This is a genomic window from Rohdeia mirabilis, assembly GCA_007750655.1.
GTDB lineage: Bacteria > Planctomycetota > UBA1135 > UBA1135.
In genome coordinates this window covers 2,366,063-2,379,578 of sequence record CP036290.1, presented here as the reverse complement: position 1 = coordinate 2,379,578, position 13,516 = coordinate 2,366,063, and the positions used below count along the sequence as shown (strand labels likewise).

The window sequence follows — 13,516 nt, the reverse complement described above, 5'->3', positions numbered from 1 at the left end:
GGGTGCTCGGCAAGATCGGCGCCCGTGTCGTCCACCTCGACCCTCGCCCCCACTTCGCGCTCGAACGCGATCGTCGTCCGCGGGCTCACCAAGCGCTTCGGCCAGACGGTCGCCCTCGCTCCGCTCGACCTCGACCTGGCCCGCGGCAGCGTGTGCGGCCTGGTGGGCCCGAACGGCAGCGGCAAGAGCACCTTCATGCGGCTGCTCGTCGGGCTGGTCCCGGCCAGCGCTGGCAGCGTGGAGGTCGACGGCGCGCGGCTGACCGGCGAGGGCCTGGGCATCAGGCGGCGCGTGGCCTTCGCTCCGGGCGAGATCGCGGCCTACGGCGACCTGACCGCCGACCGTCAGCTGGCGTTCCTGTTGCGCGGCCGCGACGCCGGTGCCCTGGACCGCGCGCGCGCCCTCGCCAAACGCCTCGGCCTGCCCCTGCGCGGACGGATGCGCACGTTCAGCCACGGAATGAAGCGCCAGGTCATGTTCTGCGCGGCGATGGCGCCGGACGTGCCGGTCAGGCTGCTCGACGAGCCCACGGCCGGACTCGATCCGACCAAGCGCGGCGAAGTCGTCGAACTGGTCGCCAAGGACGCGCGCGCTGGCCGCTGCGTCCTCCTGTCGTCGCACCACTTCGGCGAGGTGGCGCGCTGCTGCGAGCGCGTGGTCTTCCTCGCGGGCGGGCGTCTGGTCGCCGACGAGCGCACGGCCGATCTCGAGCTCCGCGCCCGTCGACTGCTGACGCTCGAGTTCGAACGCGACGTCTCGAGTGAACAACTGGAGCGGCTCGCGGCGGCGCTGCACGGCGACGCGGGCGCGAACGTGCGGATCGGTGCCGCGCGCCTCGCGGCGGAGCTGGGTGGCGACGACGTGCTGGCGGCGCTGCGCGGACTGCCCGCGGACGGCCCGGTCCCCACGCGCATCACCTTCGGTTCGCACTCGCTCGAAGAGCTGTACCGCGACCTCTACGGCGTGGAGGGTCTGTAGCCGTGCCCCAGCTCGTGCGCTCGTCGCTCCTGCGCGGCTTCGGCCTCTTCGTGCTCCTGCTCGGACACCTGGCCGCCGTCGTCTACTTCTACCCGCTGTTCAACGAGCAGAAGGGCGCGCTCCTGCAACTCGCCGAGGGCATGGGCCGCGTGCTCGCGCAGGACGCCAAGCTGGCGTCGTTGACCGAGTGGGGCTACTTCTCGAGCCAGCAGTTCTTCAAGTTCGCCAACACGCTCGGGACCGGAGCCGCGGTGGTCTTCGCGGCCGGTGCCGTCGCCGGCGAGACCCAGGGTGGAACGCTCGAGATCTACCTCGCCCGGCCGGTCTCGCGCGCGCGCCTGTTCGCGGAACGCTGGCTCGCCGGAGCTCTGGCCCTGATCGTGCCGCTCGTCGCGAGCAGCGCGCTGATCGTCCCGCTGGCCGCGGTGCTCGACGTCGAGATCGTCACGTCGACCGAGCAGATGGTCCGCGCCGCCTGCTACCAGTCGGTCTTCCTCTTGATGTTCTACTCCGCGGCCTACGCGGTCTCGGTCTTCGTCGTGCGCGCGCTGACCGTCGTCCTGAGCCTCTTGTTCGTGACGATCGGCATGTACGCGCTGTACCTGGTGCCGGGCGCGAACGAGTGGTCGATCTACCAGTGGACCGACGTCCAGACCTTCGTGAAGCTCGCGAACCACTGGGCCTCGCCGACCCAATGGGCGCGTCCGACCATCGGCGCGGTGTCGTTCACCGCCCTGGCCTGGTTCGGCTTCCGTCGCCGACTGCCCTACTGAGCCGTTGCGAGCCGGCGGCGCTGTGGCTCAACCCACGAGCGCCCGCCAGCGCGCGCGCCACACGAGCCACGGATCGGAACGGCGCTTGAAGGCCGCGGAGTCGACCGCTGCGCGCGCGGCCCGTGCGAACGCAGCCTTGGCGGCGGGCGCGTCCCCGCGCGCGGCGAGCACGCACGCCAACTCGTACAGCCCCTCGGGTTCGCTGCCGTGGTTGTGCTCGAAGCGCTCGCAGGCCGCGACCGCTTCGTCGGTGTGGCCCGCGCGCGCGGCGAGACGCGCGCGCAGCAGCAGCGCGCGACCGTAGGCGAACTCCTCGTCCTCGTCGACCAGCGCGCGGACCTGCTCGAGCGCCTCCGCGTCGCGCCCCGTGTCGGACAGTGCGCGGGCCAGACGCCAACGCCACTCGAGCGAGTTGGGCTCGCCGCTGGCCGCCGCTTCGAGATGATCGATCGCGGCCCGCGCGCGACCCGCGTCCTGCAACGCCGCGCCCAAACGGCCGCGCATGTGCGGCGTGTCCACCTGGCCGAGTGCGGCGATGGCGCGGCGTTCGCTCGCCGAGCGCACGAGCTTCTCGCCGAGCGTGCGCCAGACCGTCGCGACCAGCGCGATGCTCGCCAAGAAGGCCAGCAGTGGCACCGAGCCGAGCCACGTCAGACCTGGGACGAGGACGAGGACCTGCGCGACGAGGAACGCCACGACGAAGAGCAGAACGAGCTTCACGCGGCCATACTAGCCGCGTGAACGGCGCATCCTCGAAGGACCCGCTCGACGCGCTCGACAGCGAGCGGCCGTTGCGCAGGCGCGCGCGCCGCGGGCTGCCTCCCGCACTCGCCGTGGCGCTCGAACTCCTGCGGGCGCTGATCGGCGTGCTGGTGATGCCGCTGCACCTGTGCTGGCACGCCCTCGTGGCGCGCTCGCGCCGCGCGGAGGTCGAAGCCCTGCTCGGACGGGGCGAGGCCCACGCCGATCCGCTGCCGGCCGAGCTCGACCGCTGGTTGGCGGCGGACGCGGACCCAGCGCCGCTCGTGTTCGTCTCGTGCGCCGAGATCTCGGGCGAGATCCACGCGCGGCGCTTCGTCGAACGCGCTCGCGAGCGGTGGAGCGCGGCCGTCGACGCGGACCCGTGCGAGAACGGCGCGGCGCGTGCGCGCTCGATCGCGGACCCGCTGCGCTTCGTCGGACTGGGCGGCCCGGACCTCGTGGCGCTCGGTGTGCGCACCGTGGGCGACCCCGTCAGCTCGTCGCGCATGGGCTTCGGCGTGGTCCTCGCCCTGGGCTTCTACTTGCGCCTTCTGACCGACGCGGCGCGCTGCCTGCGCGACGAGCGGCCGGACGTGGCGGTGTTCGTCGACTCGCCCGCCCTGCACGTGCCGCTCGGACGACTTGCCCGGCGCTACGGCGTTCCGGTCGTGCACTTCGTCACACCGCAGTACTGGGGTTGGGCACCGTGGCGCGCGCGCGGCTATCGCACGGCCGTCGACCTGGCGCTGTCGATCCTGCCGTTCGAACAGGCCTGGTTCGAGCGCCGCCGGATCCACTGCGCGCACGTCGGCCACCCACTGCTCGATCGCTTGGCGCGCGTCCCCCACCGCGAGCACCCGCTCGACGACGGACCGGTCGCCCTCCTGCCCGGCAGCCGCGCCAGCGTCATCGAACGCAACCTGCCATGGATGCTCGAGACGCTCGCGCTCGCGGCGCCCGGATCGCAGCTCGCGTCGAGCCGCTTCGTCGTCGCCCTCGGACGCGCGGACCTCGCCGATCGCGTGCGCGAACTGGTGGCCGAGTCGGATCTCGGCCGGCAGCAGCGCGTGGACGTGGTCGTCGGCGACCTGCACGAAGTCCTGCCCACCTGCTGCTCGGCCCTTTCGGTCTCCGGCACGGTGGTGCTCGACGTGGCGCACCACCGCCTGCCGATGGTCGTGATCTACCGCCTCGCCAAGCGCTTCGAGGTCGCCCTCATGGGACGCCTGTTGACGGTGCCCCACTTCGCCTCGGTCAACCTGCTCGCCGGGCGCGAGGTCGTGCGCGAGTTCGGGTTCGCGGGCGAGGGTCCGAGGACCGAACTGCTCGCGGCCCTCGAGGCCGTCAGCCGCCCCGGGCCGGAGCGCGAGCAGTGCATCGCCGGGCTCGAGGAAGCCCTCGGGCAGGTGGGCGACGCCCGTGCGGTGGAGCGCGCCGCGGGCTGGGCCCTTTCGGTCGCCGTGGCTCCACAGGCGACTTTTTCGGCTCTGGGAGCGAAGATCGGCGCCTGACCGGCATATCGCCTCTCGACCATGGCCTCGCCCACCGACGATCCCCGCGCCCCCCGCGCCGCGCTCCCCGCCACCGCCGACGGTGCCGGGAACGACGTGTCGAGCAGGAGCGGTGTCCGGGACGACCGGGCCGACGAACGAGCCACCCAGTTGATGGGCGCGGTCAAGCGCGGCGATCGCGTCGCGTTCGACGACCTGGTGCGCCAGATCCGCACCCGCGCCTTCCACGTGGCGGCCGGCCTGGTCGGCTCGCGCGACGACGCGCTCGAACTGTGCCAGGAGGCCTTCCTCAAGGTCTACCGGGCGCGCGAGACGTACCGCGAGTCGGAACCGTTCATGCCCTGGTTCCACCGCATCCTGCGCAACACGTGCTTCAGCTTCCTGCGCTCGTCGAAGCGCTTGCGGACGACCAGCATCGACGTCGACGAGAGCGACGAGCGCCGCGGTGGTTGGGACATCGAAGCCGACGTCCCGCACGTGTCGAGCGGTCTCGAGGCCGAGGAACTCTCCGATCGTTTCCGTCAGGCCTTCGAACGACTCAGCGCCCGCGATCGCGAGATCGTGACCCTGCGCCACTTCGACGAACTCAGTTACCGCGAGATCGCCCGCGTCCTCGAGATTCCCGAGGGCACCGTGATGTCGCGCCTCTTCCACGCCCGCCGGCGCCTGCGCGACGCGCTCGGTACCGGCTTCGCCGACCTCGTCCCGCCCGAAGCCTCCGCTTCGAAGAGCGCTGGCCGCTCGCCCAGCAAGGAGCGAGCGAAGTAGTCCGATGCAGCACAGCGACGAACAGCCCACCCGCGACCAACTGCTCGCCATGGCCTTCGCCGACGGCGAGCTCGAAGGCGAGGAGCGGCGCGCCTTCGAGTTGCGCCTGATCAGCGAGCCCGAGTTGGCGGGCGAGGTACGCGACGTCCGCGCCCTGGCGATCCTTGCACGCCAGGTCGCGCCCCCCGAACCGCAGGACGCCGAGTGGGACCGCCTCGAGCGCGACCTCCTCCAACGCCTGCTGAAGCGCGGTGGCTTCACGCTCTTCTCCGTCGCTGCCCTCATCTCGCTCGTCCTGATCGTGCTCGCCGCGTTCGAGGTCACGACCTTCCGTGAGGTGCTCCTCCCGACCTGCACGCTGTGCTGGATCGTCGGCGCACTCGCGCTCCTCGTCGCCACTCTGCGTTGGCGCTCGCGCACCCTGCCCCACGATCCCTACGTGGACGTCACCCGCTAGGAAGCCTGGATCCATGCCCGCGATTCTCTGCACCACCGATCTGGTCCCCGGCCGCGTCCTCGCGGAACCACTGGGCCTCGTGCGCGGTTCGGCCGTGCGCGCGCGCCACCTGGGCAAGGACATCGGCGCCTTCCTGAAGAACATCGTCGGCGGCGAGATCGACGACTACACCAAGCTGCTCGCCGAGGCGCGCGAGCAGGCGCTGGATCGACTGCGGGCCGAGGCCCGGGCGCTGGGCGCCGACGCGGTCGTCGGGCTGCGCTTCTGCGGGACCGAGATCGCGTCGGGCGCGGCGGAGTTCCTGGCCTACGGGACGGCGGTGCGGCTGGAACCGCTGGCTCCGAAGTCGGCCGAGTCGCCCCAGGGTTGAGCCCCACCCGCGGCTCGGCGATCAGGACTGGAACCCCGGGCGCGGACGGCTAGGTTTGTCGAACCGATGGGCGCGCCCTGCGTTGCCCAGCGACTCGGACTCCCCCGAGCGTCCACCCCGATCCAGCCCAACGCCATGCTCCGCCTCAGCGCCATCTGCCTGCTCGCTCTGTCCGTCTCCGCCTGTGACTTCGGCGCGGACGACGGGCCCATCATCGTCGAGGCCACCCGTGTGCCCGCCGTCGCGAAACCGGCGGCCGAGAACCGTGGTGCTCCCGCGCAGGACGCGCAGTCGCTCTCGAGCGAGGACGTGAAGTCCCTCTGCGATCGCTCGGTGCGCTGGATGAGGGCCCAGCAGGACGCGGACGGCGGCTACGGCGACGTGAGAACGACCGCGCTGGTGCTCGAGGCCTTCGCCCTGTCGCCGCGGCGCTACACCGCCGACGAGGGACCCTTCGTCGCACGCGCGATCGAACGACTGATCGCCCAGCAGCGCGAGAGCGGCGCCATCTGCGCGCCGGACGCGACGCCACTCGAAGCCCTCGAAGAGACCCTGGCCGCCGCTCGCGCACTCGCGCTCTACGGCGGCGGCGCGGCCGGACAAGCGCTGCTCAGCGCCGAGAACTTCCTGCGCGTCCCCGCGGTCGAGCCGCGCACGCTCGGCACGGTGGACACGGCCCGCGGCGAAGCCTTCGCGCGGCGCGCCATGGCCGAGATCGCCGAGGACGGCAGCTACGACGGACCGGACGGCGCGCTGGTCGCAACGGCCGAGCGGGTGCTCGAACTCGCCAGTGCCTACGCCGCGATCCGCACGGGCGAGAAGAGCTCAGCGGGCGGCACCGCAGCCACCACCGCGCTCCCGGCCTTCACCGCCGGTGACCGCGCGCGCGTCGAGGAGGCGCTGGTGCGCGGAGCGAACTTCCTCGTGGAATCGGCGGGTGGCGAAGGCGACCTGTGGGGTGCGGGGGGTCAGATCGATCCGGGCATCTCGGCGCTGGTGGTCAGCGCGCTGCAGAGCGTTCCGGTCGAGAAGCGCACGGCCGAACAGAACGCCGCGATCACGCGTGGACTCGCCTACCTGCGCGAGCTGCAGAAGGACGACGGCTCGGTGCACGTGGGTGGCCAACTCGTCAACTACGTGACCAGCGCCTCGATCCTCGCCCTGGCCGAGTCGGGCGAAGCCGGCGACATCGCGCGCATCGCCAACGCAGTCTCGTTCTTGAAGGAGCTGCAGGCGGACGAAGCCGAGGGCTACGGGCCGAGCCACAAGTACTACGGCGGCATCGGCTACGGCGGCGACGAACGCCCCGACCTGTCGAACGTGTGGCTGGCCGCGAACGCGCTCGAAGCAGCCGGTGTGAGCGACGACGACGAAGCGCTGGCCAAGATGGTCGCGTTCCTCCAGCGCACGCAGAACCGCAGCGAGAGCAACGACCTGGTGCTCGAGGAGGACGGCAAGACGATCCGCCCGGGCAACGACGGTGGTGCGGGCTACGCGCCCGGTCAGAGCAAGGCCGGCATGGTCACGCTGCCCGACGGTTCGGTCTCTCCGCGTTCCTACGGTTCGATGACGTACGCGCTGCTCGGCTGCTATCTGTTCGCCGGACTCGAGAAGACCGATCCGCGCGTGCAGGCCGCCTGGAAGTGGATCGGCGCGAACTACACGCTCGACCTGAACCCGGGGTTCGAGGCCTCGGCCGATCCGTCGGCGCCCTACCAAGGGCTCTTCTACTACTTCAACGCGATGGCGAAGGCGCTCGACGCCTATGGCGAGGACGTGATCACCGACGCCGACGGCACCGAGCACCGCTGGCGCACCGAGTTGGCCGGTCGCCTCACGTCGCTGCAGCGTCCGGACGGTTCGTGGATCAACGAGAACAGTCCGCGCTGGTGGGAAGGCAACCCCGTGCTGGCCACGGCCTACGCGTTGGTGACGCTCGACGTGGCCCTGCCCGAGGCGCCGAAGGCGGACTGAGCGGCGCACCGGTTCCACCTGCGGAGCCCGCACCGAAGAGGCGCCCCGTCGCGACGGGGCGCACTTCGTTCGTGATCCCGTGGATCAGCGCTCGATCACGCGCCGGTCCGCGCGGTGGTGGCTCGCGTGGTCGAACACGCTCCCGTCCACCTCGGTGTCCCTCGCCTGCAGCTCGAAGCGCCAGTCGCCGAGCGCGATGCGGCCGCGGCGTTCGAGCTCGAGACTCGCCAGCGCGCCGTCCTCGTCGAGCACCAGTCGGAACGTGTCCGCCTTGTGCTCGGGGGCGGTCGCGCGCTTCGTGCCGGACAGTACGAGACCGTCCGCGGACAGGGCGGCGTCGTAGTCCACCGACAGTGCTTCGAGCGCCGAGACCACGTCCACGTAGGGCAACTCGACGTCGTTCTCCGCCAGTAGCTGCTGCGTGCGTCGAGCGCGATCCCCGAGCACCACTGGCAGCTGTGGATTGGCCGGCACCACCCACACCTGCGCGCGGTCGCCACCGATCCAGGCCGTGCCCGCGGGCTTCTCGAGAGCGAGGGCGAAGGTCTGCTCGCCGCTCACGTAGAGGTCGGCCTCGACCGCGCGGGTGAATCCCAGGCCGCGCTCGAACAGCAGTTCGTACATGCGGGGCGTGGCCGCGCGCGCGCGCTCGAGTGCGCCGGCGAGCGCCGCGTCGGCTGTCGGTGCGCCAGGGCCGATCAGGAACAGCGCCGCAACCGCAACCGCCAACAGCACGCCGGCCGCCGACGCGAGACGTACGAGCGCCGAGCGACCGAAGCGTCGCGCGAGCGGGAGCACGGGTGCCGACTCCGACTCGCCGCTCCCGTCGCGCTCCCGGCGCCAGGCACGGAGCGCCCGCTCGACGGCGTCGCGGTCGCGCTCGTCGCCAGCCGTGCGCTCGAGCAGTTGGTCGGTGTAGCGCTCGATCGCCTCGGCGCGCGCCGTGTCGGGCGCGCCGGAACGATCGACTTCGTCGTGTCGGCCCATCAGATCCCCTCGCGCGCCTCGAGGCGCATGGTCATGCAGTCGAACAGCCGGGCTCGCACGCGCTGCATGAGCTTCTTCGTGGCCTCGACGCTGCGACCCAGCCGCTCGGCCAGTTCGGGCCCGCGGTGGCCGTCGGTGTAGTGCAGCCGGACGGCCGAGCGCGCGTCGTCCGGCAGGTGGTCCAGGCACACGCGCAGCGCGTCGAGCTCCTCGCCCAGACGCTCGCCCTCGGGCCCGTCCACCTCGCACAGTGCGCCCAACTCCTCGAGCACGTCGGGCGCGACGAGCGGACCGCGCCGCCCGTCCGCCCGCCGCCGCGCCAGGATCAGGTTGCGCGCGATCCCCCGCAGCCAGTGCCCGAACGAACGCTCCGGATCGAAGTCCCCGATGCGACGCCAGGCGACCAGCAGCGCCTCCTGGAAGAGCTCGTCCTGGATCAGCGGGTCGCGCACGGCGGCGCCCAGGAAGACGCGCAGCCGCGGCCCGTGCTCGCGCACGAGAGCCTCGAAGAGGGCGTGCGGAACGGTGTCCGGGCCGGCGTCCGCGGTGGCTTCGGGTTCGGGGTCGGGCTGCATGGGAGCGGGTCCACGGCCGATTGTCCGTAGCGACCGACGCGGGGACACCCACATCGACCGAAGTTGGCTGCGGCCTCAGTCGCGGGTCTCGTAGCCGAACGAACCGCCGGGATCCTGGAGGGCCATGCGCCCCCCCTCGACGATGGACGTCACCAGCTCGATCCGCTCGCCTCCGCGCTCGACGAGCAGAGTCACAGCCTGCGACCCGAGCTGATTGAACGCCCGACCGAGCTCCTGGATGTCGGCGAACAGCGCACCGTCGGCGCCGATGACCAGATCCTCGTGCTCGAAGCCCAGCTGGGCGAACGCTCCATCGTCCTCGTAGACCTTGATGCGCACGGCGTTCGGGAGCGCGGCCTCGACGAGGATGCGCCCGCAGGGCACGTCGATCGTCTCCATGTGGAGGCCCGCCTGGAGGTGGTAGCTGCCCGCGACGACGCCCTCGATCACTGCGACGTGGTCCTCACCGGTCTCGGCCGAGAGGTTGGACCACACGCCGGCCTCGCGCTCTACGGGCTCGAGGCGAATCTGTGTACCGGGCGGCAAGTTCGGACAGTCCACCAAGACGTCGTAGCGCGGTTCCGGAACGAGACGAAGAGCGTTCGCGCCCGCTGCGATCGTGACGTCCGCGCGTGCAACGACCTGCCCTCCCATGACGACGAGCACCTCGTACTGTCCGATCGGAACCGCTGCGAAGGAGCAGGAACCGCGCGACCCGACCGCTTCGCTACGGCCACTGACGAGAGGACCCGTCGAGTACCCCAGGCCGGTGAGATCGCCCATCTCCTCCTGGCCCGCCGGCCTCAAGGTGACCCGTCCTTCGTCCTTGCCCGAGTTCCAGCCGGAAACGGTGACGTCGAGAGACCCGACCGGATCGAAGACGAGCTGGTACACAGTACGTCCCTCCTCGATCACGGCCTCCACCGTGCCGTGGGCCTCGTGCGCCGCGCTCAGTATCTCCACCTCGTCGAGCGACTCGGCTGCTTCGTCGATGCTCGGCACGTAGGTGTACGACATCCGCACCTCGTACCAACCATCTCCGACCCAAGTGGACCGCATGCCGCTGCTGCGAGAGACTCCGCCGCTCTTGACGGTGAGCTGGAAACCGACGTCCTCGAGCCACTCACCGCTCGGGCTCGCGACTCGCACACGCAACGGCTCCGAACGCTCGAGAGGAGGGACCTCGAGGTCGATCACCACACGGCTCCCGGAATAGTCCACCTCGACGCTCACGGCCATCTCGCTGAATCCATCGAGCCGCAGCCCCACGTCGTACACACCCGACTCGAGCCCACCGAACGAGACCTCTTCGACAGGTCCACGCACGATGAGCGAGCGCTCGCGGCCGCGGCGTTCCGCTCCGCGTTCGGTGAGCACCACCCACCCGACGAAGTCGGGCGGCAACACAGCTCCCGACGTCAATCGAACGACCAACGCCTGCGAGTCCGGAACGGTCAACTCGATCGGACCGATCGAGGATCGGACATCGATCGCGATCTCTTCACCGACCGCCTCGGTGAAGTCCTCGATCCGATCGAGGCGCCAGAGAGCGTCCTCCTGGGCCCCGAGCGCCGCACGCACATGGTTACGCCCCTCGAAGAGGAGCAGCGGCTGCGCTCGAGGTGTCCACTCCACCATCTCCTTGTCGTTCTGGTGGCGAACGAAGAGCTGCGCCTTCTCGACGAGTTCCCCACGCGCGTCCAACACTCGAAAGGTGACGGGGACCCCACGCCGAGCGACGAGCGCGAGTTCCGCGCCGTTCGCCGTCGCGCCCGAGGGGTTGCGCACGACGAAGCCCTCCAGGTACGCGCGCACACGGATCGAACCCGACTCCGGCAGCCCCTCGAGGACGAAGCGCCCGTCGACACCCGTCGTCGTCACGGCGCTGAGCCCGTGCAAGCTCGCCCACAGCTCCGCCTGCGCCTGCAGCACGTCCTCGAGCGATCGCAACACCATCGCGGGAGGTTGCTCGAGGAGGCTCTCGCGGATGCTACTCGACGTGCCGAAGGGCGTTCCGACGACTCGGACACCGGCGAGTGGCTCACCCTCCACGTCCACCACCGAGCCCGTGATCACGCCGGATCCTGCCGCTTCGAAAATCGCAGGAGCGGGGGCGCGCTCGACGGCGGCCGCGATCGCTCCAGCCGGGATACTCGGCACGTTCCGAGCCAGCGTGGTCGAGGCGGCTTCCGTCGCACGGCGCGTTTCGTTGCTGTCGTCCGCGAGGTCGGTCACGGAACCAGTCGCGGTCGGTGTGGCCGCGGGCGGCGCGTCGATCGCGACCGAGAGCGGCGGGGCGTCGTTCTGCGGTGCCAGGGCGAGTCCCAGGCCGAGTCCGACGAGGAGCCCGACGACGAGCAGGAGAACGGAGCGAGCATTCATGGGGCGAGCAGGAACATGGACGCAAGGAAAGGTCGAACCGCGAGCATAGCAAGGGGTCGGCGAGCGCACCGTCCCGTCCCACATGGGTGCCGAGTCCTGTCCACGGGCACTGTGATGCGCGCTCGCTCACCATCGCGAGTGCTTCACAACCCCGTTCACTTGGGCTCGGGCTCGACGACGATCAGACTCTCGCCGGAAGTGAGCGTCACAGGCGCTGAGTGCACCTGCTCCCGCGCGATCGTCACCCATAGGGAGTACTCGCCAGGGAAGAGCTCGGGGAGGACACAGCGTCCGTCGGCCGTGACAGTGACCTCACTCCAATCGACCGAGGATTGCTGGGGCGCCGACGGATCGGTCGCTCTCACCCGGACGACCGGTTCGTCATCTCCGTTCGCCCAGGCGAGGGGTAGGAATACGGTGGCTCGCGCGAGGGCCGGGAACCTGAGTTCGGCATCTCCCACGAGCGAGTCGTACGGCACTTCGATCCGCCCGTGGTCCCGATGCTCCACGGTCAGCAACTGTGGACCGACTGCACCATTCGGGAGGGCTTCGGGCGATTCACCCTGCAGGCTGTAGCGGCGCTCGAACGACACGTCGTACCACCCAACGCCGCGCCACGCTGCTTGGACCCTACGACCGACGAGTCGCCCCTGATCACTTCGGTACGACCGAGCGAACGTGCAATGCTCCACGGGCAAACCGTCCGCAGACATGACACGGAACCGGCGGGAGTCGCAGACTTCGAGCGGAGGAATCACGAACTCGAGTCGCTGAGCGCCGCCATCGAACGTCACCTCGAGCTCGGCCAAAGGCTCTCCACCCGACGGACGATCTAGGCGCAAGACGTACGCACCAGGTTCGAGTTCGGCGAAGACGATCTCCTTGGTCGACGCGTGAATGCTCTCGCTCCGCAAAGGACCCCTCGAGGCCCTGTCGACCGTGGTACTTCGGAGCTCGAGCCGGACTTGGAAGCCTTCGATCCTAGGACCGCTGAATTTGGGCGACACGATCAGGGCGTCCGACTCTTCGACGACCAGGACAACCGGCGCCATGCCCGCCTGCACCTGCAGCAACGCAATCTTGCTCGTCCCGAGCGCCGAGGTCTTGGCCTGTTCGTGGCTCCAGTATCTGGGCGCAGCCGCTGTGGCTGCAAAAACCGATGTATCCCCTTCCACGACCATGAACGTCCGTTCTTCCGCCGTCCACTCGATGCGCTGATCGACGCCATTGCCATCTGTCAACTCGAGGAAGAGCCACGCACGATCCAAGACACCACCCCGCGCGTTCCGCAGATCGAACGTCACAGGCACGAGACGTCGCGCCACGATCTCCAGCTCAACGTTCGGCCTCACGCTCCACAAAGGAGACCGCAGGACGTAGTCGGGGTGGAAGAACTCGAGATTGAGATAGGAACCGACCTCGACAACCTCGTCAGCCAGACCCTCGATGCGAAAGCGCCCATCCGCTCCGGTCGTCGCCACGATCGTCTCGCTGCGCCGCTGGGCCCACCGCTCGGCCGTCTCGAGGAGCACGTCCTCGATGGACCGCAAGACCCAAGGAGGCGTCGCGGACGACTGTCCGAAACTCCCGGTGTTCCCGTTGAACTCGATCCGGGCGGCGATAGTCGCGCCCGCGATCGGGTTCCCGTGCAGGTCACGAACGGTTCCATAGGTCAGATCGTTGCCACGCGCTCCGCTCAGGGCAGGAGTCGCCGCTCTCGACGCGACGTCCCGTACCGCGGTGGTCGGAACCAGCGCTTGCGGCCGCAACGACATCTCGGGCACGGACCTGCGCGCGCTCGCTAGGTCACTCTCGACTGCTTCGATGGGATCGGCCACGGACGGCGGGGCCGCACGGACGTCGAGCGCCGCAGGCCCCGCCCTCTCCACCGAATCCGAGGACACGAGCAGAGCACCGAACAGCGTGCCGAAGACCAGACCGACGAGAAGTGCGAGGAGCGTACGCGGCGTCATGGAACGGATAGGGTCGCGAGGCGAGGG

Annotated in this window: 12 protein-coding genes; 7 read left to right on the top strand and 5 right to left on the bottom strand. The window is 70.3% G+C overall.

Translation table 11 applies throughout. The features are described 5' to 3' along the window. Nucleotides 1-24: 24 nt before the first annotated feature. Complete coding sequence (locus tag Pla163_RS08830) at nt 25-978, top strand: ABC transporter ATP-binding protein (RefSeq protein ID WP_419186474.1); 954 nt, start codon at nt 25-27, stop codon at nt 976-978. A gap of 2 nt (nt 979-980) precedes the next feature. After that, nucleotides 981-1,751, top strand: coding sequence for an ABC transporter permease subunit (locus tag Pla163_RS08825; RefSeq protein ID WP_145186703.1), 771 nt, complete (start codon nt 981-983; stop codon nt 1,749-1,751). 27 nt (nt 1,752-1,778) lie between these two features. Here the strand turns inward: Pla163_RS08825 and Pla163_RS08820 are convergent, their stop codons facing one another. Then, nucleotides 1,779-2,471 carry a tetratricopeptide repeat protein gene (locus Pla163_RS08820; protein ID WP_145186700.1) on the bottom strand — a complete coding sequence of 231 codons (693 nt, stop codon included), beginning with the start codon at nt 2,469-2,471 and terminating at the stop codon, nt 1,779-1,781. A 17-nt stretch (nt 2,472-2,488) separates the two neighbouring features. Between Pla163_RS08820 and Pla163_RS08815 the strand changes: the two genes are divergently transcribed. The 5 genes from Pla163_RS08815 (at nt 2,489) to Pla163_RS08795 (ending at nt 7,572) form a co-directional block, all read left to right on the top strand. Then, nucleotides 2,489-4,003 carry a lipid-A-disaccharide synthase gene (locus tag Pla163_RS08815; protein WP_145186697.1) on the top strand — a complete coding sequence of 505 codons (1,515 nt, stop codon included), beginning with the start codon at nt 2,489-2,491 and terminating at the stop codon, nt 4,001-4,003. Between the two features lie 21 nt (nt 4,004-4,024). Next, complete coding sequence (locus Pla163_RS08810) at nt 4,025-4,771, top strand: RNA polymerase sigma factor (RefSeq protein WP_145186694.1); 747 nt, start codon at nt 4,025-4,027, stop codon at nt 4,769-4,771. A gap of 4 nt (nt 4,772-4,775) precedes the next feature. Next, nucleotides 4,776-5,228, top strand: a complete 453-nt coding sequence (locus Pla163_RS08805) for a hypothetical protein (RefSeq protein ID WP_145186691.1) — start codon at nt 4,776-4,778, stop codon at nt 5,226-5,228. 13 nt (nt 5,229-5,241) lie between these two features. Further along, on the top strand, nt 5,242-5,598 hold the full coding sequence (locus Pla163_RS08800; protein ID WP_145186688.1) for a YbjQ family protein: 357 nt from the start codon (nt 5,242-5,244) through the stop codon (nt 5,596-5,598). Between the two features lie 135 nt (nt 5,599-5,733). Further along, a complete protein-coding gene (locus Pla163_RS08795; RefSeq protein WP_419186473.1) occupies nt 5,734-7,572 on the top strand; it encodes a prenyltransferase/squalene oxidase repeat-containing protein in 1,839 nt (612 codons plus the stop codon). A gap of 84 nt (nt 7,573-7,656) precedes the next feature. Here Pla163_RS08795 and Pla163_RS08790 read toward each other — a convergent pair whose 3' ends face one another. From Pla163_RS08790 to Pla163_RS08775, 4 genes are all read right to left on the bottom strand, one after another. Next, on the bottom strand, nt 7,657-8,559 hold the full coding sequence (locus Pla163_RS08790) for a hypothetical protein (protein WP_145186682.1): 903 nt from the start codon (nt 8,557-8,559) through the stop codon (nt 7,657-7,659). Further along, nucleotides 8,559-9,134 carry a sigma-70 family RNA polymerase sigma factor gene (locus Pla163_RS08785; RefSeq protein ID WP_419186472.1) on the bottom strand — a complete coding sequence of 192 codons (576 nt, stop codon included), beginning with the start codon at nt 9,132-9,134 and terminating at the stop codon, nt 8,559-8,561. Before Pla163_RS08785 ends, Pla163_RS08790 begins: the two co-directional genes overlap by 1 nt. Nucleotides 9,135-9,209: 75 nt before the next feature. Continuing rightward, nucleotides 9,210-11,516 (bottom strand): carboxypeptidase-like regulatory domain-containing protein, encoded by a 2,307-nt coding sequence (locus tag Pla163_RS08780; protein WP_145186676.1) that lies wholly within the window; start codon nt 11,514-11,516, stop codon nt 9,210-9,212. A gap of 155 nt (nt 11,517-11,671) precedes the next feature. Next, a complete protein-coding gene (locus tag Pla163_RS08775; RefSeq protein ID WP_145186672.1) occupies nt 11,672-13,489 on the bottom strand; it encodes a hypothetical protein in 1,818 nt (605 codons plus the stop codon). Nucleotides 13,490-13,516: the final 27 nt, after the last annotated feature.

Coding starts and splice junctions, on each gene's coding strand:
- Pla163_RS08800 (WP_145186688.1), top strand. CDS start 5,242: ATGCCCGCGATTCTCTGCACCACCGATCTGGTCCCCGGCCGCGTCCTC.
- Pla163_RS08775 (WP_145186672.1), bottom strand. CDS start 13,489: ATGACGCCGCGTACGCTCCTCGCACTTCTCGTCGGTCTGGTCTTCGGC.
- Pla163_RS08790 (WP_145186682.1), bottom strand. CDS start 8,559: ATGGGCCGACACGACGAAGTCGATCGTTCCGGCGCGCCCGACACGGCG.
- Pla163_RS08795 (WP_419186473.1), top strand. CDS start 5,734: ATGCTCCGCCTCAGCGCCATCTGCCTGCTCGCTCTGTCCGTCTCCGCC.
- Pla163_RS08805 (WP_145186691.1), top strand. CDS start 4,776: ATGCAGCACAGCGACGAACAGCCCACCCGCGACCAACTGCTCGCCATG.
- Pla163_RS08810 (WP_145186694.1), top strand. CDS start 4,025: ATGGCCTCGCCCACCGACGATCCCCGCGCCCCCCGCGCCGCGCTCCCC.
- Pla163_RS08780 (WP_145186676.1), bottom strand. CDS start 11,516: ATGAATGCTCGCTCCGTTCTCCTGCTCGTCGTCGGGCTCCTCGTCGGA.
- Pla163_RS08785 (WP_419186472.1), bottom strand. CDS start 9,134: ATGCAGCCCGACCCCGAACCCGAAGCCACCGCGGACGCCGGCCCGGAC.